At 64.4% G+C, this 20,292-nt stretch carries 20 protein-coding genes; 9 read left to right on the top strand and 11 right to left on the bottom strand.

Annotation, left to right across the window (positions count from 1 at the left end; all coding sequences use genetic code 11):
* Positions 1–12: 12 nt before the first annotated feature.
* The 3 genes from mreD to MMB74_RS05715 form a co-directional block, all read right to left on the bottom strand.
* On the bottom strand, positions 13–525 hold the full coding sequence (gene mreD, locus MMB74_RS05725; RefSeq protein ID WP_277427625.1) for a rod shape-determining protein MreD: 513 nt from the start codon (positions 523–525) through the stop codon (positions 13–15).
* Positions 522–1,523, bottom strand: a complete 1,002-nt coding sequence (mreC, locus tag MMB74_RS05720) for a rod shape-determining protein MreC (RefSeq protein ID WP_277427624.1) — start codon at positions 1,521–1,523, stop codon at positions 522–524. Before mreC ends, mreD begins: the two co-directional genes overlap by 4 nt.
* Positions 1,524–1,622: 99 nt before the next feature.
* Positions 1,623–2,666: a rod shape-determining protein gene (locus MMB74_RS05715; RefSeq protein WP_017772379.1), complete on the bottom strand. Its 1,044-nt coding sequence runs from the start codon at positions 2,664–2,666 to the stop codon at positions 1,623–1,625.
* Between the two features lie 378 nt (positions 2,667–3,044).
* Between MMB74_RS05715 and gatC the strand changes: the two genes are divergently transcribed.
* From gatC to MMB74_RS05690, 5 genes are all read left to right on the top strand, one after another.
* Positions 3,045–3,344: an Asp-tRNA(Asn)/Glu-tRNA(Gln) amidotransferase subunit GatC gene (gene gatC / locus MMB74_RS05710; protein WP_277427623.1), complete on the top strand. Its 300-nt coding sequence runs from the start codon at positions 3,045–3,047 to the stop codon at positions 3,342–3,344.
* Positions 3,345–3,383: 39 nt separating this feature from the next.
* Positions 3,384–4,886: an Asp-tRNA(Asn)/Glu-tRNA(Gln) amidotransferase subunit GatA gene (gatA, locus tag MMB74_RS05705; protein WP_277427622.1), complete on the top strand. Its 1,503-nt coding sequence runs from the start codon at positions 3,384–3,386 to the stop codon at positions 4,884–4,886.
* On the top strand, positions 4,883–6,358 hold the full coding sequence (gene gatB, locus MMB74_RS05700; protein WP_277427621.1) for an Asp-tRNA(Asn)/Glu-tRNA(Gln) amidotransferase subunit GatB: 1,476 nt from the start codon (positions 4,883–4,885) through the stop codon (positions 6,356–6,358). Before gatA ends, gatB begins: the two co-directional genes overlap by 4 nt.
* Before the next feature lie 90 nt (positions 6,359–6,448).
* A complete protein-coding gene (locus MMB74_RS05695) occupies positions 6,449–7,288 on the top strand; it encodes a PPK2 family polyphosphate kinase (RefSeq protein WP_277427620.1) in 840 nt (279 codons plus the stop codon).
* A 72-nt stretch (positions 7,289–7,360) separates the two neighbouring features.
* Entirely contained in the window at positions 7,361–8,137 is a 777-nt protein-coding gene (locus MMB74_RS05690; RefSeq protein WP_277427619.1) for an exodeoxyribonuclease III, read from the top strand.
* A gap of 42 nt (positions 8,138–8,179) precedes the next feature.
* Here MMB74_RS05690 and MMB74_RS05685 read toward each other — a convergent pair whose 3' ends face one another.
* Entirely contained in the window at positions 8,180–9,670 is a 1,491-nt protein-coding gene (locus MMB74_RS05685) for a carboxylesterase family protein (protein WP_277427733.1), read from the bottom strand.
* On the opposite strand from MMB74_RS05685, the gene MMB74_RS05680 reads away from it, so the two are divergent.
* A complete protein-coding gene (locus tag MMB74_RS05680; protein WP_277427743.1) occupies positions 9,669–9,983 on the top strand; it encodes a hypothetical protein in 315 nt (104 codons plus the stop codon). The genes MMB74_RS05685 and MMB74_RS05680 overlap by 2 nt on opposite strands.
* 427 nt (positions 9,984–10,410) lie before the next feature.
* Here MMB74_RS05680 and MMB74_RS05675 read toward each other — a convergent pair whose 3' ends face one another.
* From MMB74_RS05675 to argB, 6 genes are all read right to left on the bottom strand, one after another.
* On the bottom strand, positions 10,411–11,697 hold the full coding sequence (locus MMB74_RS05675; protein WP_277427732.1) for an AmpG family muropeptide MFS transporter: 1,287 nt from the start codon (positions 11,695–11,697) through the stop codon (positions 10,411–10,413).
* Positions 11,698–11,734: 37 nt separating this feature from the next.
* The gene (gene metW, locus MMB74_RS05670) at positions 11,735–12,364 is read right to left on the bottom strand and encodes a methionine biosynthesis protein MetW (protein ID WP_277427618.1); all 630 of its coding nucleotides are present in this window, start codon (positions 12,362–12,364) and stop codon (positions 11,735–11,737) included.
* Positions 12,361–13,536 (bottom strand): homoserine O-acetyltransferase, encoded by a 1,176-nt coding sequence (locus MMB74_RS05665; RefSeq protein ID WP_277427617.1) that lies wholly within the window; start codon positions 13,534–13,536, stop codon positions 12,361–12,363. Before MMB74_RS05665 ends, metW begins: the two co-directional genes overlap by 4 nt.
* Before the next feature lie 263 nt (positions 13,537–13,799).
* Positions 13,800–14,420: a nucleoid occlusion factor SlmA gene (gene slmA, locus MMB74_RS05660; RefSeq protein WP_277427731.1), complete on the bottom strand. Its 621-nt coding sequence runs from the start codon at positions 14,418–14,420 to the stop codon at positions 13,800–13,802.
* A 41-nt stretch (positions 14,421–14,461) separates the two neighbouring features.
* Positions 14,462–15,244 carry a pyrimidine 5'-nucleotidase gene (locus MMB74_RS05655; RefSeq protein ID WP_277427616.1) on the bottom strand — a complete coding sequence of 261 codons (783 nt, stop codon included), beginning with the start codon at positions 15,242–15,244 and terminating at the stop codon, positions 14,462–14,464.
* Positions 15,245–15,312: 68 nt separating this feature from the next.
* Entirely contained in the window at positions 15,313–16,212 is a 900-nt protein-coding gene (argB, locus tag MMB74_RS05650) for an acetylglutamate kinase (protein WP_277427615.1), read from the bottom strand.
* Positions 16,213–16,435: 223 nt separating this feature from the next.
* On the opposite strand from argB, the gene MMB74_RS05645 reads away from it, so the two are divergent.
* The 3 genes from MMB74_RS05645 to MMB74_RS05635 are packed head-to-tail and all read left to right on the top strand — an operon-like array spanning position 16,436 to position 18,520.
* Complete coding sequence (locus MMB74_RS05645) at positions 16,436–16,681, top strand: cysteine-rich CWC family protein (protein ID WP_277427614.1); 246 nt, start codon at positions 16,436–16,438, stop codon at positions 16,679–16,681.
* A 6-nt stretch (positions 16,682–16,687) separates the two neighbouring features.
* A complete protein-coding gene (locus MMB74_RS05640; protein ID WP_277427613.1) occupies positions 16,688–17,965 on the top strand; it encodes an ATP-binding protein in 1,278 nt (425 codons plus the stop codon).
* Between the two features lie 12 nt (positions 17,966–17,977).
* Positions 17,978–18,520: a response regulator transcription factor gene (locus MMB74_RS05635; protein WP_277427612.1), complete on the top strand. Its 543-nt coding sequence runs from the start codon at positions 17,978–17,980 to the stop codon at positions 18,518–18,520.
* 23 nt (positions 18,521–18,543) lie between these two features.
* On the opposite strand, the gene MMB74_RS05630 is transcribed toward MMB74_RS05635, so the two are convergent.
* Positions 18,544–20,247, bottom strand: coding sequence for a carboxylesterase family protein (locus MMB74_RS05630; protein WP_277427611.1), 1,704 nt, complete (start codon positions 20,245–20,247; stop codon positions 18,544–18,546).
* Positions 20,248–20,292 lie beyond the last annotated feature (45 nt).

Raw genomic sequence — 20,292 nt, 5'->3', positions numbered from 1 at the left:
CGGACAGCCCGCTCAGATGGGCCGCGTGTCGTCCGGATCGGCCGGGCGACGCTGCGGCATGAGAAGCAGCGAGCAGGCGAGCGGCCAGAGCGCGGCTTCGACGAAGCCATGCACGAGTTGGCCCCAACCTGGGAACGGCGCGCCCGTCAGCAAGCGCGTGACGAACGGCACGAGTTGCGCGACGACGAGCAGCGGCGCGACCGCGAAAACTTGCAGGCCGCGCGGCATCCATAGGACGCGCCGATGAATGGTGATGGCGCCGTACGAGAGCAGCGTGTAGGCGAGCGCGTGCTCGCCGAGCAAGCTCGCATCGTGGACGTCCATCAGCAACCCGAGGAAGAATGCGATGCCCATCCCCACTTTACGCGGCTGATGAACGTTCCAAAACAGCAGCACCAGCGCGACGAAATCGGGAATGCCGATCAACCGGCCCCACGGCATCAAGTTCAGCAAGAACGCCGCGGCGAGGCTAAACGCGATGAAGTACGGATTCACCGGCAGCAAGATGTACTGCGGACGATTCATCGCGCGGCTCCCGATGCGGTGCGCGCAGCCGGTGCGCCGGGGGCTTTCGCGTCGGCCGCCGGCTTCTCGGCTGACTTCTCGGCTGACTTCTCGGCCGTCTTCCCGCCCTTCTTGGCCCTGGCATCTTTCGGCGGCGCTGCGGGTTCTTCGGGACGGGGCGGTGCGTCGTTGCGATAGTGCAGCACGAGCACGTCGCGCGCACCGCGCACGGCGGCCACGGGGACGCAGACGACGCGCGCGAACGCCGTGTCGGCTTGCTTGTCGACGCGTACGACCTTGGCGACGGGCAACCCCTGCGGATAGACGCCGTCCAGGCCGCTCGTCACGAGTTCGTCGCCGGCGACGACGTCGGCGCTGATCGGCACGAAATGCAGTTCGAGCGTGTCGCCGGCGGCCGTGCCGTAGACGATACTGCGCAATCCGGTGCGCACGACTTCGACGGGCACGGCCTCGTCCTTGTCCGTCAGCAACGTGACTTCGGATTGCATCGGAAACACGCGCGTGACTTGCCCGATCATGCCGTCCTCGCTGACGACAGGCGAGCCGTTCTGCACGCCTTGCTGAGACCCGCGACCGATCACGACCTTCTGCGTGAAAGGATCGCGCATGCCGTACTGCACTTCGGCGGGAATGGACTGCGTGGAAGCGTTGCGCGACAGATCGAGGAGCGCGCGCAGATGCGCGTTCTCGGCGCTGAGCGTAGCGACTTGGTTCGCCGTGAGCGAGAGTTCGAGGTTCTTGGCGGCGAGCGTTCGATTTTCGCTGCGCAACGTGTTGTTCGTGACCGCGAACTGCGCGGCGCCAAGCGCGAGATCGCGCGGCAACAGCGCCGCGCGCTGCAAGGGGTAGAGCCCTGCGTCGAGCACGGCGCGCACGACTTCGAGCGTCTTGAAGCGCGCGTCGGAGACGAGCAGCACCAGTGCGAGAACGACAAAGAAGATGAGCCGCGCAAGCGCGGACGGACCTTGCTTAAAAAGAGGCGGCGGACTGTATTCCATGGTCGACGCCGAGAGCGTGAACGTTTGCGGGTGTCGGCAAGGTGCGCACCGGCGCTCGATCGAGGGCGAACGAGCGCGGCGCCGCTTTCACGTGCAACGTCACTCGTACGAGAAAATGCTGCCGAGTTTGTCCATGCGCTCGAGCGCCATGCCGGATCCGCGCACGACGCAGGTGAGCGGATCCTCGGCGACGAGCACGGGCAGGCCGGTTTCCTCGGCGAGCAAGCGGTCCAGATCGCGCAACAGCGCGCCGCCGCCCGTGAGCATCATGCCGCGTTCGGCGATGTCGGCGCCCAGTTCGGGCGGCGTTTGTTCGAGCGCGATCTTGACCGAGGAGACGATTTGATTGAGCGGATCGGTGAGCGCTTCGAGAATTTCGTTGCTCGAAATGGTGAAGCTGCGCGGGATGCCTTCCGACAGATTGCGCCCCTTCACTTCCATCTCCTTGACTTCCGAGCCCGGGAACGCGGAGCCGATTTCCTTCTTGATGGCTTCGGCCGTTTGCTCGCCGATCAACATGCCGTAATTGCGGCGGATGTAATTGACGATCGCTTCGTCGAACTTGTCGCCACCGACGCGCACCGAGCCCTTATAGACGATGCCGCCGAGCGAGATCACGCCGACTTCGGTCGTGCCGCCGCCGATATCGACGACCATCGAGCCCGTCGCTTCGGACACCGGCAGGCCCGCGCCGATCGCGGCCGCCATCGGCTCCTCGATCAGATAGACCTGCGAGGCGCCGGCGCCGTGCGCCGCTTCCTTGATCGCGCGGCGCTCCACTTGCGTCGAGCCGCAGGGCACGCAGATGATGATGCGCGGCGACGGCGAAAACATGCGCGATTCATGAGCCGTCTTGATGAACTGCTTGATCATCTGCTCGGTGACCGTGAAATCGGCAATGACGCCGTCTTTCATCGGGCGAATCGCTTCGATGTTACCCGGCACCTTGCCGAGCATTTGCTTGGCCTCGCGGCCGACTGCCTGAATGGTTTTCTTGCCGTTGGGGCCGCCTTCTTGACGAATCGACACGACCGACGGCTCATCGAGCACGATGCCTTTGCCGCGCATGTAGATCAGTGTGTTGGCGGTGCCGAGATCGATGGCCAGGTCGTTGGAGAAGTAGCTGCGCAAAAAGCCGAACATGAAATCCTGTCTCGCGGGAGAGGCCTCGCTTCGCCCTCAAGGCGCCGCGCGGCGGCGGAAAAAATAAAAGCTTCGGGTTCTGAGCGGCTGCCGTTCGAGCGCCGCCACGCGAGCGCGAAGCTGCAAAGAATTCGACCGGAGGCTGCGGCACGGGAGGCGGCGGCTCAGCGTCAAGGCGCCTAGTGGCCGCTACGGGGCCGGTCCGGGTTTGGTTCGAACGCGTAATGATACCTTATAATTTCGACCTATTTGTAGTAAACGGGCGGTCCTTTTTGCCGTTCCAGCCCCCATGTCCGAGGGCGCGGTCCGATGCCCTAACCCCGCGGCGCAACACAGTTTTTTCCGCGTTGCGCCGTGCTCTAGATCCCGGTGAGACGCATGGCTTTGACCCTGACCGATGTGACACGCATCGCCCACCTCGCGCGGCTCGAATTGGCCGATGCCGACCGCGAGCACACGCTTGCTCAGCTCAACGAGTTTTTCGGACTCGTCGAGCAGATGCAGGCCGTCGATACCTCCGGCATTGCGCCGCTCGCGCACCCGATCGAGCAGATCGAGGACGTCGCGTTGCGGCTGCGCGAAGACGCCGTCACGGAAACCGTCGAGCGCGAAGCCAACCAACGCTGCGCGCCCGCCACGCAGGACGGGCTGTATTTGGTCCCCAAGGTGATCGAGTAACCGTCTTCGGCCGCATGACTTACGGAAAAAGTTAACGACATGTACGAGAAAAGTTTGAGCGAGCTCGCGAGTGCGCTCGCCGGCAAAGCGATTTCGGCCGTCGAACTCGCGCAGTTGTATTTGAAGCGGATCGAAGCGGCGCGCGATCTGAACGCGTTCATCGAAGTCGAGCCCGAGCGCACGCTCGATCAGGCGCGCGCCGCCGACGCGCGGCTCGCGCGGGGCGAGGGCGGCCCGCTCACGGGCGTGCCCGTCGCCCACAAGGACGTCTTCGTGACGCGCGGCTGGCATTCGACGGCGGGCTCTAAAATGCTCGCGAACTACGAGAGCCCGTTCGATGCGACCGTCGTCGAGCGGTTGGCTCGCGCGGGCATGGTCACGCTGGGCAAGACCAATATGGACGAGTTCGCGATGGGATCGTCCAACGAGAACTCGGCGTTCGGCGCCGTGCGCAACCCGTGGGACGCGCAGGCGGTGCCGGGCGGCTCCTCGGGCGGCTCGGCGGCCGCCGTGGCCGCACGCATCGCGCCCGCCGCGACGGCGACCGACACGGGCGGCTCGATTCGCCAGCCCGCTTCGTTCTCTGGCGTGACGGGCATCAAACCCACCTATGGGCGCGTCTCGCGTTACGGGATGATCGCGTTTGCCTCCTCGCTCGATCAGGGCGGGCCGATGGCGGCAAGTGCAGCCGATTGCGCGCTCTTGCTCAACGCGATGGCCGGCTTCGACGAGCGCGATTCGACGAGCTTGCAGCGCGCCGACGAAGACTACACACGTTACTTGGGGCAGCCGCTTGCCGCCGACGCACCGGCGGGCAAACCGCTGTCGGGCCTGCGCATCGGCTTGCCCGCCGAGTATTTCGGCGCGGGGCTGAGCGAAGACGTGCGCGCGGCCGTCGATGCGGCGCTCAAAGAGTACGAGGCGCTCGGCGCGACCCTCGTGCCCGTCTCGCTGCCGAAAACCGAGCTCTCGATTCCCGTCTACTACGTGATTGCGCCGGCCGAGGCGTCGTCGAATCTGTCGCGCTTCGACGGCGTGCGCTACGGCCATCGCGCGAGCGAGTACCGCGATCTACTGGACATGTACAAGAAATCGCGGGCGGAAGGGTTCGGCCCCGAGGTCAAGCGCCGCATCCTCGTCGGCACGTATGTGCTCTCGCACGGCTACTACGACGCTTACTATCTGCAGGCGCAGAAGATCCGCCGCATCATCGCGCAGGACTTTCAGGAAGCCTTCAAAGCTTGCGATTTCATCATGGGCCCGGTCGCGCCTTCGGTTGCCTGGGACCTCGGCGCCAAGGGCGACGATCCGGTGCAGATGTACCTGGCCGATATCTACACGCTTTCGGTGAGCTTGGCAGGTTTGCCCGGAATGAGCGTGCCGTGCGGTTTCGGCGCCGGCGGCAATGCGAAGCGTCCGGTCGGCCTGCAGATCATCGGCAACTATTTCAACGAAGCGCGCATGCTGCAGGTCGCCGATGCGTTCCAGCGCGTGACGCACTGGCATCGCCAAACGCCGCAAGCGGCCGCTCTGGGGGCATGAACATGGAATGGGAAGTCGTCATCGGACTCGAGACGCACGCGCAGCTGTCTACCGTTTCCAAAATTTTCTCGGGCGCGTCGACGCGCTTCGGCGCGCAGCCCAACACGCAGGCTTGCCCGGTCGACCTGGCATTGCCGGGGGTTCTGCCCGTGATGAATCGGGGCGCCGTCGAGCGCGCGATTCGTTTCGGGCTCGCGATCGGCGCGACCATCGCGCCGCGCAGCATCTTCGCCCGCAAGAATTACTTCTATCCCGATCTGCCCAAGGGCTATCAGATCAGCCAGTATGAGATCCCCGTCGTGCAAGGCGGCACGATCACGATCGCGGTGCCGGCCAACGACAAAGCCGGCACGGCGGCGTACGAGAAAACGATCCAGTTGACGCGCGCCCATCTCGAAGAGGATGCCGGTAAGTCGCTGCACGAAGATTTCGCCGGCATGACCGGCATCGATCTGAACCGTGCCGGTACGCCGCTGCTCGAAATCGTCACCGAGCCCGACATGCGCAGCGCCGCCGAAGCCGTGGCCTATGCGAAGTCGCTGCACGCCCTCGTGGTCTGGCTCGGCATCTGCGACGGCAACATGCAGGAAGGCTCGTTCCGCTGCGATGCGAACGTCTCTGTGCGCCCGGTCGGACAAAAGGAATTCGGCACGCGCGCCGAAATCAAGAACCTGAACTCGTTCCGTTTTCTCGAAGAGGCGATTCACTACGAAGTGCGCCGCCAAATCGAGCTGATCGAGGACGGCGGCACGGTCGTGCAGGAGACGCGCCTGTACGACCCCGATCGCCGCGAGACGCGTTCGATGCGCAGCAAGGAAGACGCGCACGACTACCGCTACTTTCCCGATCCCGATCTGATGCCGCTCGTCGTCGACGCGGCTTGGATCGAGCGCGTGAAGGCGCAGATGCCCGAATTGCCGGCGTCGATGCAGCAACGCTTCGTCGAGCAATATGGCCTCACGGCCTACGACGCCACGGTGCTCACGTCGAGCAAGGCCATGGCCGGCTACTTCGAGGCGGTGGTGGGGAAGACGGGCCCGGCGCAGGCGAAAGCCGCCGCCAACTGGCTGATGGGCGAAGTGTCGTCGCAACTGAATCGAGATGGTCTCGACATGGATGCGTGCCCCGTTTCGGCCGCCCAACTCGCACTCGTCTTGCAGCGGATCGCGGACGGTACGATATCGAACAAGATCGCCAAGGAGATCTTCCTCGCGATGTGGGACGAGAAAGCAACCGATGAAGACGCGGCCGACCGCATCATCGAAGCGAAGGGCTTGAAGCAGATTTCGGACACCGGCGCGCTGGAAGCGATCATCGACGAAGTGTTGGCGGCGAACCAGAAATCGGTCGAGGAATTTCGCGCCGGCAAGGAAAAGGCCTTCAATGCGTTGATCGGTCAAGCGATGAAGGCGACCAAGGGCAAAGCGAATCCTCAGCAGGTCAACGAGTTGCTCAAGAAGAAGCTTTCTTGACGATCGCGCCGCGCATTCGTCGCGGGCGGCGATATGCGCCGACGTGCCGCCCGCGTGGAAAGCGAGCCTAACGAAGAGGGACGAAACGATATGGCCAAGCGCAAGCAATTGGACGACTTTCGCGTCCCTTTTTCCAACGGGGATAAGGGCGGCAAGGTTTTTTCGCTCGCCGATTTCGATCCGGCCGGCAAGCCTTTTTCGGCCGGGTCCAAGCAGGCCGATCGAGAGCGCCTGATGGCGTACGCCGCGCAATTGGACGAGATGCAGGAGCGCTTGCACGCGCAGCGACGAGAACGCGTGCTGCTCGTGCTGCAGGGCATGGATACGAGCGGCAAGGATGGCACCATTCGCGCCGTTTTCCACGAGGTCGATCCGCTTGGGCTGCGCATCGCCACGTTCCGTGTGCCGACGCCGGACGAAGCCGCGCACGATTTCCTCTGGCGCGTGCATCGACAAGCGCCCGCCGCCGGCGAGCTGACGATCTTCAATCGCAGCCACTACGAGGACGTGCTGGTCCCGCGCGTGCGCGGCGAAATCGATGCGGACGAACTGAAGCGCCGATACGCGCACATCCGTCATTTCGAAACGCTGATGGCTCAATCGGGCACGGCCATCCTCAAATGCTTCCTGCACATCTCGAAGGATGCGCAGCGCGAGCGCCTGCAGGCGCGCATCGACGACGAAACGAAGCATTGGAAATTCGACCTGGCCGATATCGAGGCGCGCAGGCACTGGGACGACTATCAACTTGCCTACGAAGAGGCGCTCGCCGCGACGTCGACCGAACACGCGCCGTGGTATGTGGTACCGGCCGATTCGAAGCCGCATCGCAATCTGATGGTGGCGGCTTTGCTGCTTCGCATGTTCCAGAGCCTTGACTTGCGCTACCCGCCCGGGAAGGAGTCGCTCAAGGGACTCACGATTGCTTAACCGCTCAGCGCCCGGCGCCCAGTGCTTAGCGACGATCACACGTGTTGAACTCGACTACGACAAGGATGACGCATGATGCGAGTGATTACGGCCAACTTGAACGGCATCCGTTCGGCCGCTAAGAAAGGTTTCTTCGATTGGTTCGGCCAACAAGATGCCGATATCGTCTGCGTGCAGGAGGTCAAATGCTCGCAGGACGACATGACGCCGGAATTTCTCGCGCCGCACGGCTACACCGGCTACTTCCAACATGCGGTGAAGAAGGGGTATAGCGGCGCAGGTCTGTACACGCGGCACGAACCGGACGATGTCGTCATCGGTTTCGGCAGCACGGAGTTCGACTCCGAGGGGCGTTACGTCGAGGCGCGCTTCGGCAAACTGTCGGTCGTCTCGGTCTACGTGCCGTCCGGCTCCAGCGGCGAGGACAGGCAGCAGGCGAAGTTCCGCTTCATGGACGAGTTCATGCCGCATCTGGCCGCACTGCGCAAAGAGCGCGAGGTGATCGTCTGCGGCGACGTGAACATCGTTCACAAAGAAATCGACATCAAGAACTGGAAGAGCAACCAGAAAAACTCCGGTTGCCTCCCGGAAGAGCGCGCCTGGCTCACGCAGTTATTCGATGAAGTCGGATACGTCGATGTGTTCCGCCGGCTCGATCAGCGGCCGGAGCAGTACACGTGGTGGAGCAATCGCGGCCAAGCGTATGCCAAGAATGTCGGGTGGCGCATCGATTACCACATCGCCACGGCGGGCGTTGCCGAGACGGCGCAGCGCGCCGCGATCTTTCGCGACATCAAGTTCAGCGATCATGCGCCACTGACGATCGACTACGCGCATAGCCTCGTGTAACCGCGGCAAGGGCTGGCTCGCCGCGGCGCCGGCGGCTCCCGCTCATCGACGGCGATCGCGGTACAACTGCGGGTTCGCCTCGAAATAGCGGCGTAGAAGCGAATGCCGGGGCGCGTCGAGATCGGTGATCGTTTTCGTTTCCACGGCGATCTGCTGACGCAGCAGGCCGCCGCGTTCCTCGCGCGAGGCGGGCCACTTGGGCAGCGACGGATCGTTGGGCGTGCCTGTTTTCACGAAGTGCGCCACGTAGCCCGAGAAAATTCGCGACACGGCGTGATCTTCCGGTCGCCACACGAAGCGATTCGACAACCCCAGCGTGCCGAGCGCGTACTTGATCTCGGCGCTGTGCACCGCGCCGTCCTCGGGCAGTTGCCCCGCTTCGGGGTGGCGTTTCTGCGGGCGCTTGTGCGTGTAGTAATAGAAGTACACGGGCGAGCCGCCTGTCTGCCGGTGCGCATCGACCCAGCGGCGCGTGGCGTGGCTGATGAACAGGTCGCTCGCAAGCGAGGTGGCGGAGCGCCGCACTTCGTCGTCGTCGTTGCCGGGGTAGAGCGCGAGGACATCGGTGGCGTATGGCCCGAAGATGCGCTTGAGCGTGGCGCGCCAGTGTTGCGGGGTGGGCGGATGTTGGTCGAGCACCATCGTGTGCGGCGCTTCGTGCGAGTTGCTGCCGACGAGCAGCGGCACGCGCGCTTGCGAACCCGCCTCATAGGTTGCTTCCAGCGATTGTGTAAGAAAGCGGCCGTCGACCGACGGCCAAAAGAGGAACGCCGGTTTTTCCTTGGGACCCGTGCCGGCGAGCAGGACATCGGCCGGCATGCTCCGCAGTGCGGCAAGCGACGCCGCTTTCATCTTCTCTTGAAAGTGCTCGGCTGCCGTTCGTGCATCGTCGGGCGACCACACCGTGAGCGGTCCCATGGCCGCGCCGCTTTGACCGAGCGCGCGAGCGAAGAGCCCACGCGAGAGCGGCGACGCCATATGGGCGCTGACGGCCACCGAGCCGGCCGACTCGCCGCCGATCGTGACCTTATCGGGATCGCCACCGAACTTCTCGATGTTTTCGCGCACCCAGCGCAGCGCGGCGTGCTGGTCCAGCAACCCGTAATTGCCGGCAGCGCCATGGGGTGATTCGCGCGCCATTTCCGGCAGTGCCAGGAAACCGAACACGCCGAGGCGATAGTTGACCGTTACCGTCACCATGCCCCGCGCGGCGAGGGCTGCGCCGTCGTAGCGCGGCTCCGAGCTGTCGCCTGCGGCGAAGCCGCCGCCATAGAAGTAGACGAGCACGGGCAGTTTCTCGCCGGAGGCGCGCGCCGGCGTCCATACGTTCAAAAAAAGGCAGTCCTCGCTCATGCTGCGCGAGCGAAATTCCATCTGAAACAGCGGTAATTGCATGCAACGTGCGCCGAACTCGGTTGCGCTGCGCACGCCGGCCCACGCGCTGACCGGCTGCGGCGGCTTCCAGCGCAGTTCCCCCACGGGCGGCGCCGCGTAAGGAATGCCTCGAAATACCCGCAGTTCGACACCTTGAATGGAGCTCTTGGCGCCTTCGATCGCGCCCGCGGGCAGATCGATTCGGGTGGATGGCGGGTTTGTCGCCGCGCCGAGTGGGGCCGACGGCAGCCATGCCAGCGAGGCGGCGACGAAGACGGCGGCGGCGCGATGGCGGGACGGGCTGGAAAGGCTGGAAAGGCTGGAAAGGCTGGAAAGGCTGGAAAGGCTGGAAAGGCTGGAAAGGCTGGAAAGGCGGGAAAGGCGGGAAAGGCGGGAAAGGCGGGAAAGGCGGGAAAGGCGGGAAAGGCGGGAAAGGCGGGAAAAACGAATGCGTCGAATCATCCTCAATTGAGTCTTCATCTTGATCCTCTCAGGTCGTTAAGTGATGAGCGTGGACCGCATTTCGCATTGAAGACGCGAATAAGCCATCGACGCCATGAGTGAGCGGCGTAATGACATTGACTGCTCGATTGAATTTTTTCAGGAGCGAAGCGATGGGGCGTCGTTCCTCAGGCGCCTTGCGCAGTGTGGCGAGGGCGTGAGCGACATTGTGATGTAGATTCTGCTGGCAATTGCCGTAATTTTTCCAAATCAGACCGAGCGAATAACGCTAGGACGAAATGATGCAATTGCCTAGGGGTATGTATTCGATTCCATGCAACGATTTATCGGATAGCTATAAGACGTTTTGCATCGAATTGCATGGAATCGATTTTACGCTTGCGGAAAGAATGTAATCCAATTCGAAGCGATTGCAATCGTATTGATCGATAGCGAGGCTAGCTGCGCTCCCGCCACGGGGCGATCTTCGGCAATAGCAGCATCCCGGGGGCGGCCAGCACGGCGCACACGAGGAAATAGTCGAACCAGCCTATCTTCGCGACGACGAATCCGCTCGCCGCCGAGGCCAGCGTGCGAGGCACCGAGGCAAGGCTCGTGAAGAGCGCGAATTGCGTGGCGGTATAGCGCGGATCGGTGGTGCTCGCGATATACGCGGTGAAAGCCGCGAGCGTGAGCCCCGTCGCGAACGTTTCGAAGCCGTAGATCAGCGCAAGCGCGGCCGGCGAGGGGCCGATTTTCGCGAGCCATGCGAAACCGAGCGTCGAGACGATCTGCAGGAACCCGAAGATCCACAGCCCGCGTGCGATGCCGATTTTCACGAGCCAGGCGCCACCGATGATGCCGCCCGCGAGGCTCGCCCAAAACGCGGTCGTCTTCGCAATGACGCCAATCTCCGTCTTGTTGAAGCCCAGGTCGAGGAAGAACGAGGTCGAAAGCGTCGTCGCCATCGTATCGCCGAGCTTGTACAGGAAGATGAACGCGAGCACGAGCAGGGCCGCCTTGAGCCCGTCGCGCGTGACGAACTCCGCGAGCGGGAACGTAATGGCTTCGCGCAAATTCTTCGGCGGCGCGCCATGCACATCGGGCTCGCTCACGAGCAGCGTCAGCACGATCCCGGGCAGCATGAATGCGCCGGTGACGACGAACACGGCCGTCCAAGGCAGGTGGTCGGACAGGATCAACGACAGCGAGCCGGGCACGAGCGCGGCGACTTTGTAGGCGTTCACATGCACGGCGTTGCCGAGCCCTTGCTCGGTGTCGGCGAGCAATTCGCGCCGGTAGGCGTCGATCACGATGTCCTGGCTCGCCCCGAAGAACGCGACCAGCGTCGTTAGTGCGGCGACGGTCCAAATCGCGTCGCGAGGCGAGACGAATCCGAGCGAGGCGATCGCGCCGGCAACCAGCAATTGCGTGCAGAGCATCCAGCCGCGGCGACGCCCCGGACGCCAGAACGGCAGCCTCGGGACGTAGCGGTCCATCAGCGGCGCCCAAACGAACTTCCACGTATACGGAAATTGAATCAGCGCGAAGAGGCCAATTTCCTTCAAGTTGACGCCTTCCGAGCGCAGCCATGCCTGCACGAGATAGACGAGCGTGAAGAGCGGCAATCCCGACGTGAAGCCGAGAAACACGCAAATGAGCATGTGCCGGTTCAGAAACGCGCGCCAGCCGGGATGCGCCTCGTGAGCGCTCAGCGCGGCGCTTTCGTGGGACGGGGGCGGGATGTCTCGTTTGATGGCGAACCTCTTCGGAGCGGCGCGTTCAACCGGGCGTCGGCCCGTTCGGGCTGCGCCTGACGCGGTAGACCGCAAGACTACCACGCCAGTTCGCGCCCCAACGGACCACGCGGCCGCCGTGCAGCACCACGCGGTCGAGGATTTCGATCCCCACTTCCGGTGCGAGCGCCTCGAAGTCGCGAATCGTGAGCACGCGCACGTTCGGCGTGTTGTGCCACTGGTAGGGCAGCGACTTCGAGACAGGCATGCGCCCGCGCAGCACGGACAGCCGATGCGGCCAGTAGCCGAAGTTCGGAAACGAGACGATGCACTCTTTGCCGACGCGCGCCGTCTCGCGCAGGATCGCCGCGGTTTGGTGGATCGTCTGCAGCGTTTGGGAAAGGATGGCGAAGTCGAAGCTGCCGTCCTCGAATAGCCGCAGGCCGTCTTCGAGATTTTGCTGGATCACGTTGACGCCTTGCCGCACGCAGGCGAGCACGCCCGCATCGTTGATTTCGATGCCGTACCCCGTCACGCCGAGCTCCTCGATGAGCAGTGCGAGCAGGCTCCCGTCGCCGCAGCCCAGATCGAGGACGGTGCCGTTGGGCTCGACCCAGCGGGAGATGGCTCGGAAATCCGAGCGCGTCGAGAGCGAATCGATGGCGGCCTGATTCATGCGCTCACCTCCTGTGCGATACGTTCGTAATAGGCGCGCACGACGTTGTGATAGCGCGCATCGTCGAGCAGAAAGGCGTCGTGCCCGTGCGGTGCGTCGATCTCCGCATAGGTGACCCGCCGCTTGTGATCGAGCAGCGCCTTGACGAGCTCGCGCGAGCGCGCCGGGGCGAAGCGCCAATCGGTGGTGAAGCTGGCGATCAGATACTGGGCGCGCGAGTGCGCGAGCGCGGCCGTCAAATCGCCGTCGAACGCCTTGGCCGGATCGAAGTAGTCGAGCGCGCGTGTGATCAAGAGGTACGTGTTCGCATCGAAGTAGTCGGCGAACTTGTCGCCTTGATAGCGCAAGTACGATTCGACCTCGAACTCGACGTCGAAGCTGAAACGATAGTCCTCCGCGAGGCTGCCCGTCGCGCTGCTGGCCCCGCCGGTGGCGCCGGGCCGGCGCAGTGCGCGGCCGAACTTGGTGGCCATGTCGTCGTCGGACAGGTAGGTGATGTGGCCGATCATGCGCGCGACGCGCAGGCCCCGCTTGGGTTTGACCCCATGGGCGTAGTAGTCGCCGCCGTGGAAATCCGGGTCGGACAGGATCGCCGAGCGCGCCACTTCGTTGAACGCGATATTCTGCGCGGAAAGCTTCGGCGTGGAGGCGACGACGATGCAATGGCCCACGCGATCCGGATACATGAGGGTCCAGGCGAGCGCCTGCATGCCGCCGAGGCTGCCGCCCATGACGGCGGCGAAGCGCTCGATGCCGAAAGCGTCGGCCACGCGCGCTTGCGCATGAACCCAATCTTCTACGGTCACGACGGGGAAGCGCGCACCGTAGGGTTTGCCGGTCGCGGAATCGAGGCTCATCGGCCCCGTCGAGCCGAAGCACGAGCCGAGGTTATTGACCCCGATCACGAAGAAGCGGTTCGTATCGAGCGGCTTGCCCGGCCCCACCATGTTGTCCCACCAGCCGACGTTCTTCGGTTCGCCCGCGTAGACGCCCGCGACGTGGTGCGAAGCATTCAGGGCGTGGCAGACCAGCACGGCGTTGGAGCGCGCGGCGTTGAGCGTGCCGTACGTCTCGACCATGAGGTCGTAGCCGGCGAGCGTCGAGCCGCTTTGCAGCGCGAGCGGCTCGGTGAAATGCATGCGTTGTGGAGCGACGATGCCGATCGATTCCATGTATTCCGCCTTCCAAATGGGCGGCTAAATGGTGTCGGCGGTGCGCGGAACGAAACGGAGCGCGGCTGACGACCTCTTTAGCCGCATTTATAGTGAACCCGCGCATTCGGTGCTCGGGTTCGCGCGCCCGCAATCGAGTCGACAAATCGGCGCGCTGGCTTTGGCGACACCCGGCCGGGTGGTTCCGCGCAAACGACGTGCGCTTTCGCTCAAAGCAATAGAACGGCAAAGGATAGCGGAAAACCCGAAAACGCGCTATTGCGCTATTGCAGGATCAAGCGCAGTTGAGCGTCGGCATGCTCGGCCGGCGCACGCGTGAACCCGCTGCGGGCGTAGCGGTGCCATCGGCCGACGACGTAGCTGACCAGCAGATTGGCGCGCACGCCGGGGTCGTAATCGGCTGGAAGCGGCCCCGGCGCGGACGCGGCTGGAGCGGCCTGGCCCTCGCTTTCGGCTTGGTGCGCTTCCATCAGCGCGATGCGCAAGCTTTGCTTGACCGACGCCTCGACGCGCTCGAGCATGTGGGCGACGCGTTCGGCGAGCCGCTCGTGCTCGCCCACGAGCGCTTCGCCCGTCAGCACGCGGGTCATGCCGGGGTTCTTGCCCGCGAAGTTGAGCAGCATCATGCCGATGGCGCGGGCTTGCAGCACGCCGTTCGGCTCTTTTTCGGCGATTTGATTGATGAGCCCGAAGAAAGTCGCTTCGATGAACTCGATGAGGGCCTCGAACATCTGCGCCTTGCTGGCAAACTGGCGGTAGAGGGCGGCCTCCGAGACGCCGAGCCGGGCGGCGAGCGCGGCGGTCGTGATCTTCTCGCTCTTGGGCGTCTCCAGCATGGCGGCGAGCGTGTGCAGGATATGCACGCGCCGCTCGCCCGGCTTCATCCGCGGCGTGCGTGCGGCGTGCTCCGGCTGTGTATCGCGGTCTAGTTCCGCGTCCCGCTCTTCGATCGGTTCCATTTGCGCCCCGCTCCGTGACCCCGTTTCAGCGATTTTAGCGAACGAATGCGACGATCGACATAGTGCGGACGTCCGGTGCCCGCCATACGGCCGCGGCTTTCCTGCGTGCGGGCCGCACGGGGCAGGTGGCCGACGATCCACACCGTGCCGATGCCGAGCCGCCGGTAACGCTTCAAATGCGAGCGCGTGTCCTCGACGAGGATGGCGTCGGCGAGCGGCACGCGCGCCTCGCGCAGCACGCGGCGCAACATTGCCAGATCGGGCTTGGCGTGCCACGCGCCGCGCCGGCGCATATGTTCGATCGCGATGACGCGCTCGAACAGCCGCTCGATCCCGAGCTGCGCAAGCACGGCGCGCGCGTAGCGTTCCGGGGCGTTCGTCAGGATGATCTTGCGGCCGGGCAGGGTGGCGATCAGCCGGGCGAGCCCGCGCTCGCCGCGCACCATGGCGGGCAGATCGGGGAACGTGTGGACCGAGCGCAAAAAATCGTGCGGATCGATCGGATGGTGCCGCGCGAGCCCTAGCAGCGTCGCCCCGTAGCGCCGAACATAGCGCAGGCGCAGTTCATCGGCTTGCGCGGTGGCCATGCTGAGCGCATCGACGATATAGCGGGTCATCGCCGCATTGATCGCGGGAAAGATCGCGTGCGAGGCGTGGTGCAGCGTGTTGTCGAGATCGAAAAGCCACACCGGGCTGCCCGCGCGCGGGCGTGCCCGGCCTTGCCTGCGGGACGGCGGCGACAGGGACATGAACGGGTGCTCCAAAGCGGCGCGGAGACGGGGCGCTTTTGCCCGCCCGGCGCCGAGGACGGGCAAGCTCAGTGCGAGCGAATCATCGTGCCGAACGGTTGCTCGGTCAGAATTTCGAGCAGCACGGAGTGCTCGATGCGTCCGTCGATGATGTGAACCGAGCGCACGCCGCTCTTGGCGGCGTCGAGCGCCGAGGCGATCTTCGGCAACATGCCGCCCGAGATCGTGCCGTCTTCGAACAACGCGTCGATCTCGCGCGCCGAGAGATCGGTGAGCAGCGTGCCCGCTTTGTCCATGACCCCTGGGATATTGGTCATCATGACGAGCTTTTCGGCATTCAGGACGACGGCGAGCTTGCCGGCCACGAGATCGGCGTTGATGTTGTAGGACAGACCGTCTTCGCCGAAGCCGATCGGCGAAATGACCGGAATGAAGGCGTCGTCCTGCAGCGCGCGCACGACGGCCGGATTGATCGATTCGACTTCCCCGACTTGCCCGATATCGACGTATTGGCCCGGATTGTCGCGGTCGGGCATCATCAACTTGCGCGCGTGGATGAGCCCGCCGTCCTTGCCCGTGAGGCCCACCGCATGGCCGCCGAAGTGGTTGATGAGCGTGACGATGTCTTGCTGCACTTCGCCGCCGAGCACCCATTCGACGACTTCCATCGTTTCCTCGTCCGTCACCCGCATGCCTTGGATGAACGTTCCTTGCTTGCCGATCTTCTTGAGCGCCTGATCGATCTGCGGCCCGCCGCCGTGCACGATGACGGGATTGATGCCGACCAGCTTGAGCAAAATGACGTCGCGTGCGAAGCCTTGCTTCAGGCGCTCTTCGGTCATGGCATTGCCGCCGTATTTGATGACGACGGTCTTGCCGTGATACTGGCGGATATAGGGCAAGGCCTCGGCCAGAATTTCGGCTTTCAGCGTGGGCGCGATCTGGGAGAGGTCGAGAGGCTCTGACATGGCGGCAAGCTCGGCAGGCAACGGTTCAAACGGGGGGCGGGCGAAAACAGGCGCCAATTGTACAGGACGGAGAAACGCAGCCGCGGTTTTTGGTCGCAGCGCGCGTATGACGCGCCATTTCTTTGACATAGATGCATGCGGCATGCCGAGAACGCTGGCATCATGGCCGCATCGTATTGTTTTTACGACATTTTTTTGTGTGTTGTTGCCGATGGCGTCGTCCATGAGCATCCGTGACTGCCAGGCGAAGCAGGATTTTCGCACCCGTTGTCCGCGTTGCGGCGTCGCATTCGACTGCGGCCGGTCGTCGCAGCCGTTCGACTGTTGGTGCGCGAATCTGCCGCCTCTGCCGGCCGCCGCCGTGCTCACCGGTGCGGCGTCGGCGCTTTGCCTGTGTCCGGATTGCTACGCCGATGCGCTTGCCGCTTCGGGCAATCCCGGCGCCGTGCGCGATCCTCCGAATTCTTGAATTGTGATGCAACGTATTACGAATACCGGCCGCGTCAACCTCGGGCATCTCTTTTGGTTGCGCTGCCTCGCGATTATCGGGCAGCTCGTCACGATCGCCGTCGTTCAGCAGTTCTTCGGCGTGCATCTGCCGTTGCCGGCCATGCTGATCATCATCGCCCTCGAAGCGATCTTCAATGCGGCGACTTGGTTCCGCGTCGCGAGCGCTCGGCCCGAAACGGACCTCGAGCTGCTCGGGCAGTTGTGGGTCGATTTGGGCGCGCTGTCGGCGCTGTTGTTTTTATCCGGCGGCACGACCAATCCGTTCGTTTCGCTTTATCTACCCTCGCTCGCCATCGCGGCGGCCGTGCTTCCCTGGCGGCACATGATCTGGCTCGCGATCTTCGCGATGTGCTGCTACGTCGCGCTCGGTTTCGATTCGGTCCCGCTGAACATGGATAACCCTGCGAACCTGTTCGATTACTACCGCACGGGCATGTGGGTCAACTTCATGGTGAGCGTGGGCTTGATCGCCTGGTTCGTCGCTCGCATGTCGCACGCGTTGCGCCAGCGCGATGCGGCGCTCGGCGATGCGCAGCAGCGGCTCTTGCGCGACGAGCGCGCCGTGGCGCTGGGCGTGCAGGCGGCCACGGTGGCCCATGAGATGGGCACGCCGCTATCGACGATCGCGATGGTGACGGAAGAGTTGCGCGAGGCCGCGCGCAGCGACGAGGGGCTCGCCCCTTACGCCGACGATTTCGGGCTGCTCGAGCAGCAGATGACGCTGTGCACGTCCGCGCTCGCGCGGCTGCGCACGCGCGCGTCGGTGGCGCCCTCGCGCGAGCGGCTCGATGTGTGGCTGGCGAGCTTTTGCGAGCAGTGGCGCTTGCGTCATCCGCACGTGAAGTTTCTGCGGCTCGGCGCGGCGATCGACGATGCCTGGCTGGCCGAAACGTCGGCGGTCGGGCAGATCCTGACCATCTTGCTCGACAACGCCGCGCGCGCGAGTCGCGACAGCGTCACGCTCGCTGCCGCCGTCTCGGACGGCTACATCGAATTTCAGATTTGCGACTCGGGGCCGGGCATTTCGCCGGCGCTGCGCACCAAGCTTGGCAGCGCCCCGGTCGACAGCACCCAAGGCGGCCACGGCGTGGGGTTGTATCTCGCATTCGTGGCCGCGGCGCGCTTGAACGGGTCGATCGAACTGCTGGACGGCGAACCGCGCGGCACGCGCGCTGTCCTGCGCGTGCCGGCAGCGAACGACGACGGACAACTGCAGCGCGCCGCGCTTTCTACATCGGAATAAGGAGAACGCACTATGAGCGACACGAATTTTCTCGTCATCGACGACGACGAAGTCTTCTCGGGCATCTTGGCTCGCGGGCTGACGCGGCGTGGCTATATCACGCATCAAGCGCACAACGCCGAGGAGGCGATCGCGCTCGCGAACCAGCACAAATTCGACTTCATCACGGTCGATCTGCATTTGGGCAGCGATTCGGGGCTGAACCTCGTCGCACCGCTGCGCGAGCTGCAACCGGACGCGCGCATGCTCGTGCTGACGGGCTACGCGAGCATCGCCACTGCGGTGCAGGCGGTCAAGGATGGGGCCGACAACTATTTGGCCAAGCCGGCCAATGTCGAATCGATTTTGGCGGCGCTGCAAACGGAAGCGAGCGCCAACCAAGCCGAGGCCGCCATCGAGCACCCGACGCTGTTGTCCGTGGCGCGGCTCGAATGGGAACACATTCAGCGCGCGTTGGCCGAGAACGGCGGCAATATCTCGGCGACTGCACGCGCGTTGAACATGCACCGGCGAACGTTGCAGAGAAAGCTCGCGAAGCGGCCGGTCAGGCAATAACGAGCGCGACCGGCCGCAGCGCGCTATCGAACGACGGGCGCCGGTGCGCTCTCCGCTAGCGAGTCGGCCGGCGGCTGCGCGGTAAGGTCCTGCGACGACGCTGGGTTATCCCAGGCGGAATGCGTGTTTTCGCCGATGATCTGCAGCAACGTGCCTTGATTCTCCACGCGCGAGGCGGGCCAGTTCGGGACCGAGCCTGCCTGTCGCGGCGCCTGATCGGCGGCCGATTCAGCCCCGGGCGTCGTACCGTTGGGGTCGCCGGTTTTCACGAACCGTTCGATGTAGCGCGAAAAGATGCGAGAGACGTCGTAGTCGGCGGCCGTCCACGTATACCGCTTTTGCACATCGAGGTTGCCGAGCGCGTAGGGCACCTGGGCGTCTTGCACGCGGCCCAGCACCGGCGGTGGCACGCGGTCCGTCGGCACATCGATCTCTGCCGGCAGCCGTTGCGTGTATCGATAGTAGAAGACAGGCGCCTGCCCCGTCTGCCGGTGCAGGTCCATCCACCGCCGCGTGCTCTGGCTCACCTTGTCGCTGCCAGGGTAAAGCGCGAGGCCCTCGTCCACGTGGTCTCGGAACGCCGATAACTTTTCTTGGAGCGTCGCGAGCCGAGCGCCCGATCCCGGGACGGTCGCTTCCGCTGCCGCGCCAACCCCCGGCAACACCGCGTCTTGCGCATTCGATCCCAGCAGCAGCGGAACCTGCGCTTGCCCGCCTCGAGTGAATACTTGTTCGGGCGACTCGGTGAGGAAGTGACCGTCGATGCTCGGCTTGAAGCTCGTGGGCTCGTGCGAACGTTGCGCTTGCGCTGCCGACGTGAGCAGCGTCTTTGCCGGCAGCGAGCGCAATTGCTGCAGCGACGCGGCGCCGATTCGCGCCGTGAACGCCTTGGCTGCGCGCTCGGCTTCCTCTCTCGACCATATGGCGTCGGGCGCGAACGCCGCGCCGCTGTGCCCGATCACGCGCGCGAAGAGCCCGCGCGAAAGTGGCGAGGCCATATGCGCGCTGACCGACGTCGAGCCGGCCGAATTGCCGGCGATCGTGACGTTAGACGGATCGCCGCCGAACTGGGCGATATTGTCGCGCACCCATTTGAGCACTGCGACTTGATCGAGCAGGCCGTAATTGCCTGCGGTGCCGTGCGACGACTCGCTGGCCGCTCCGGGCGCCGCGAGGAAACCGAACGCCCCGAGCCGGTAATTCGCCGTGACCACGATCGCCCCGCGCGAGGCGAGTTGCGCGCCATCGTAGCGGGGTTCGGAGCCGTCGCCCGATACGAACGCGCCGCCATGGAAGTAGACGAGCACGGGCAGCTTGCCGTCCGAACCATTCGCGCTGGTCCAGACGTTCAGATAAAGGCAGTCTTCGCTCATGGTCGTCGAGCGGAAGTCGAGCTTGCCGGCGACGAACGATTGCATGCAGCGCGGGCCAAATTGCCGCGCGTTACGCACGCCGGCCCATCGCGCGACCGGTTGCGGCTCGCGGAAACGGAAATCGCCGACGGGCGGGGCCGCGTACGGGATGCCTCGAAAAATGCGCACCTCCTTGTGCTCGCCGCGCATCTTCACGCCTTCGACGACGCCGTCGGCGAGCGTGACTTGCGGCGACTGCAGCGCCCGCGCGGCATGTGCACCGTTGGTGGCAAGTGTCAGGCTTAAAAGCGACGCGGCCGCCGCAATGGCAGCCGGGATGTGATGCTTTGCGGCGCGATGAAATGAAACGATCATGGATTTGCCTCCTTTCCGGATGAACATCGGGTTCAAAGCCCACCG

The sequence above is a fragment of the Trinickia sp. Y13 genome (genome assembly GCF_029522115.1).
Classification (GTDB): domain Bacteria; phylum Pseudomonadota; class Gammaproteobacteria; order Burkholderiales; family Burkholderiaceae; genus Trinickia.
Note: the sequence above shows the minus strand (reverse complement) of the source record. Positions and strands in the feature narration are given on the sequence as shown.

What these genes read in the sequence shown, in the direction of transcription:
- mreD (WP_277427625.1), bottom strand. Translation starts at nt 525, where the DNA reads ATGAATCGTCCGCAGTACATCTTGCTGCCGGTGAATCCGTACTTCATC.
- mreC (WP_277427624.1), bottom strand. Translation starts at nt 1,523, where the DNA reads ATGGAATACAGTCCGCCGCCTCTTTTTAAGCAAGGTCCGTCCGCGCTT.
- MMB74_RS05715 (WP_017772379.1), bottom strand. Translation starts at nt 2,666, where the DNA reads ATGTTCGGCTTTTTGCGCAGCTACTTCTCCAACGACCTGGCCATCGAT.
- gatC (WP_277427623.1), top strand. Translation starts at nt 3,045, where the DNA reads ATGGCTTTGACCCTGACCGATGTGACACGCATCGCCCACCTCGCGCGG.
- gatA (WP_277427622.1), top strand. Translation starts at nt 3,384, where the DNA reads ATGTACGAGAAAAGTTTGAGCGAGCTCGCGAGTGCGCTCGCCGGCAAA.
- gatB (WP_277427621.1), top strand. Translation starts at nt 4,883, where the DNA reads ATGAACATGGAATGGGAAGTCGTCATCGGACTCGAGACGCACGCGCAG.
- MMB74_RS05695 (WP_277427620.1), top strand. Translation starts at nt 6,449, where the DNA reads ATGGCCAAGCGCAAGCAATTGGACGACTTTCGCGTCCCTTTTTCCAAC.
- MMB74_RS05690 (WP_277427619.1), top strand. Translation starts at nt 7,361, where the DNA reads ATGATGCGAGTGATTACGGCCAACTTGAACGGCATCCGTTCGGCCGCT.
- MMB74_RS05680 (WP_277427743.1), top strand. Translation starts at nt 9,669, where the DNA reads ATGGAGCTCTTGGCGCCTTCGATCGCGCCCGCGGGCAGATCGATTCGG.
- metW (WP_277427618.1), bottom strand. Translation starts at nt 12,364, where the DNA reads ATGAATCAGGCCGCCATCGATTCGCTCTCGACGCGCTCGGATTTCCGA.
- MMB74_RS05665 (WP_277427617.1), bottom strand. Translation starts at nt 13,536, where the DNA reads ATGGAATCGATCGGCATCGTCGCTCCACAACGCATGCATTTCACCGAG.
- slmA (WP_277427731.1), bottom strand. Translation starts at nt 14,420, where the DNA reads ATGAAGCCGGGCGAGCGGCGCGTGCATATCCTGCACACGCTCGCCGCC.
- MMB74_RS05655 (WP_277427616.1), bottom strand. Translation starts at nt 15,244, where the DNA reads ATGTCCCTGTCGCCGCCGTCCCGCAGGCAAGGCCGGGCACGCCCGCGC.
- argB (WP_277427615.1), bottom strand. Translation starts at nt 16,212, where the DNA reads ATGTCAGAGCCTCTCGACCTCTCCCAGATCGCGCCCACGCTGAAAGCC.
- MMB74_RS05645 (WP_277427614.1), top strand. Translation starts at nt 16,436, where the DNA reads ATGAGCATCCGTGACTGCCAGGCGAAGCAGGATTTTCGCACCCGTTGT.
- MMB74_RS05640 (WP_277427613.1), top strand. Translation starts at nt 16,688, where the DNA reads ATGCAACGTATTACGAATACCGGCCGCGTCAACCTCGGGCATCTCTTT.
- MMB74_RS05635 (WP_277427612.1), top strand. Translation starts at nt 17,978, where the DNA reads ATGAGCGACACGAATTTTCTCGTCATCGACGACGACGAAGTCTTCTCG.
- MMB74_RS05630 (WP_277427611.1), bottom strand. Translation starts at nt 20,247, where the DNA reads ATGATCGTTTCATTTCATCGCGCCGCAAAGCATCACATCCCGGCTGCC.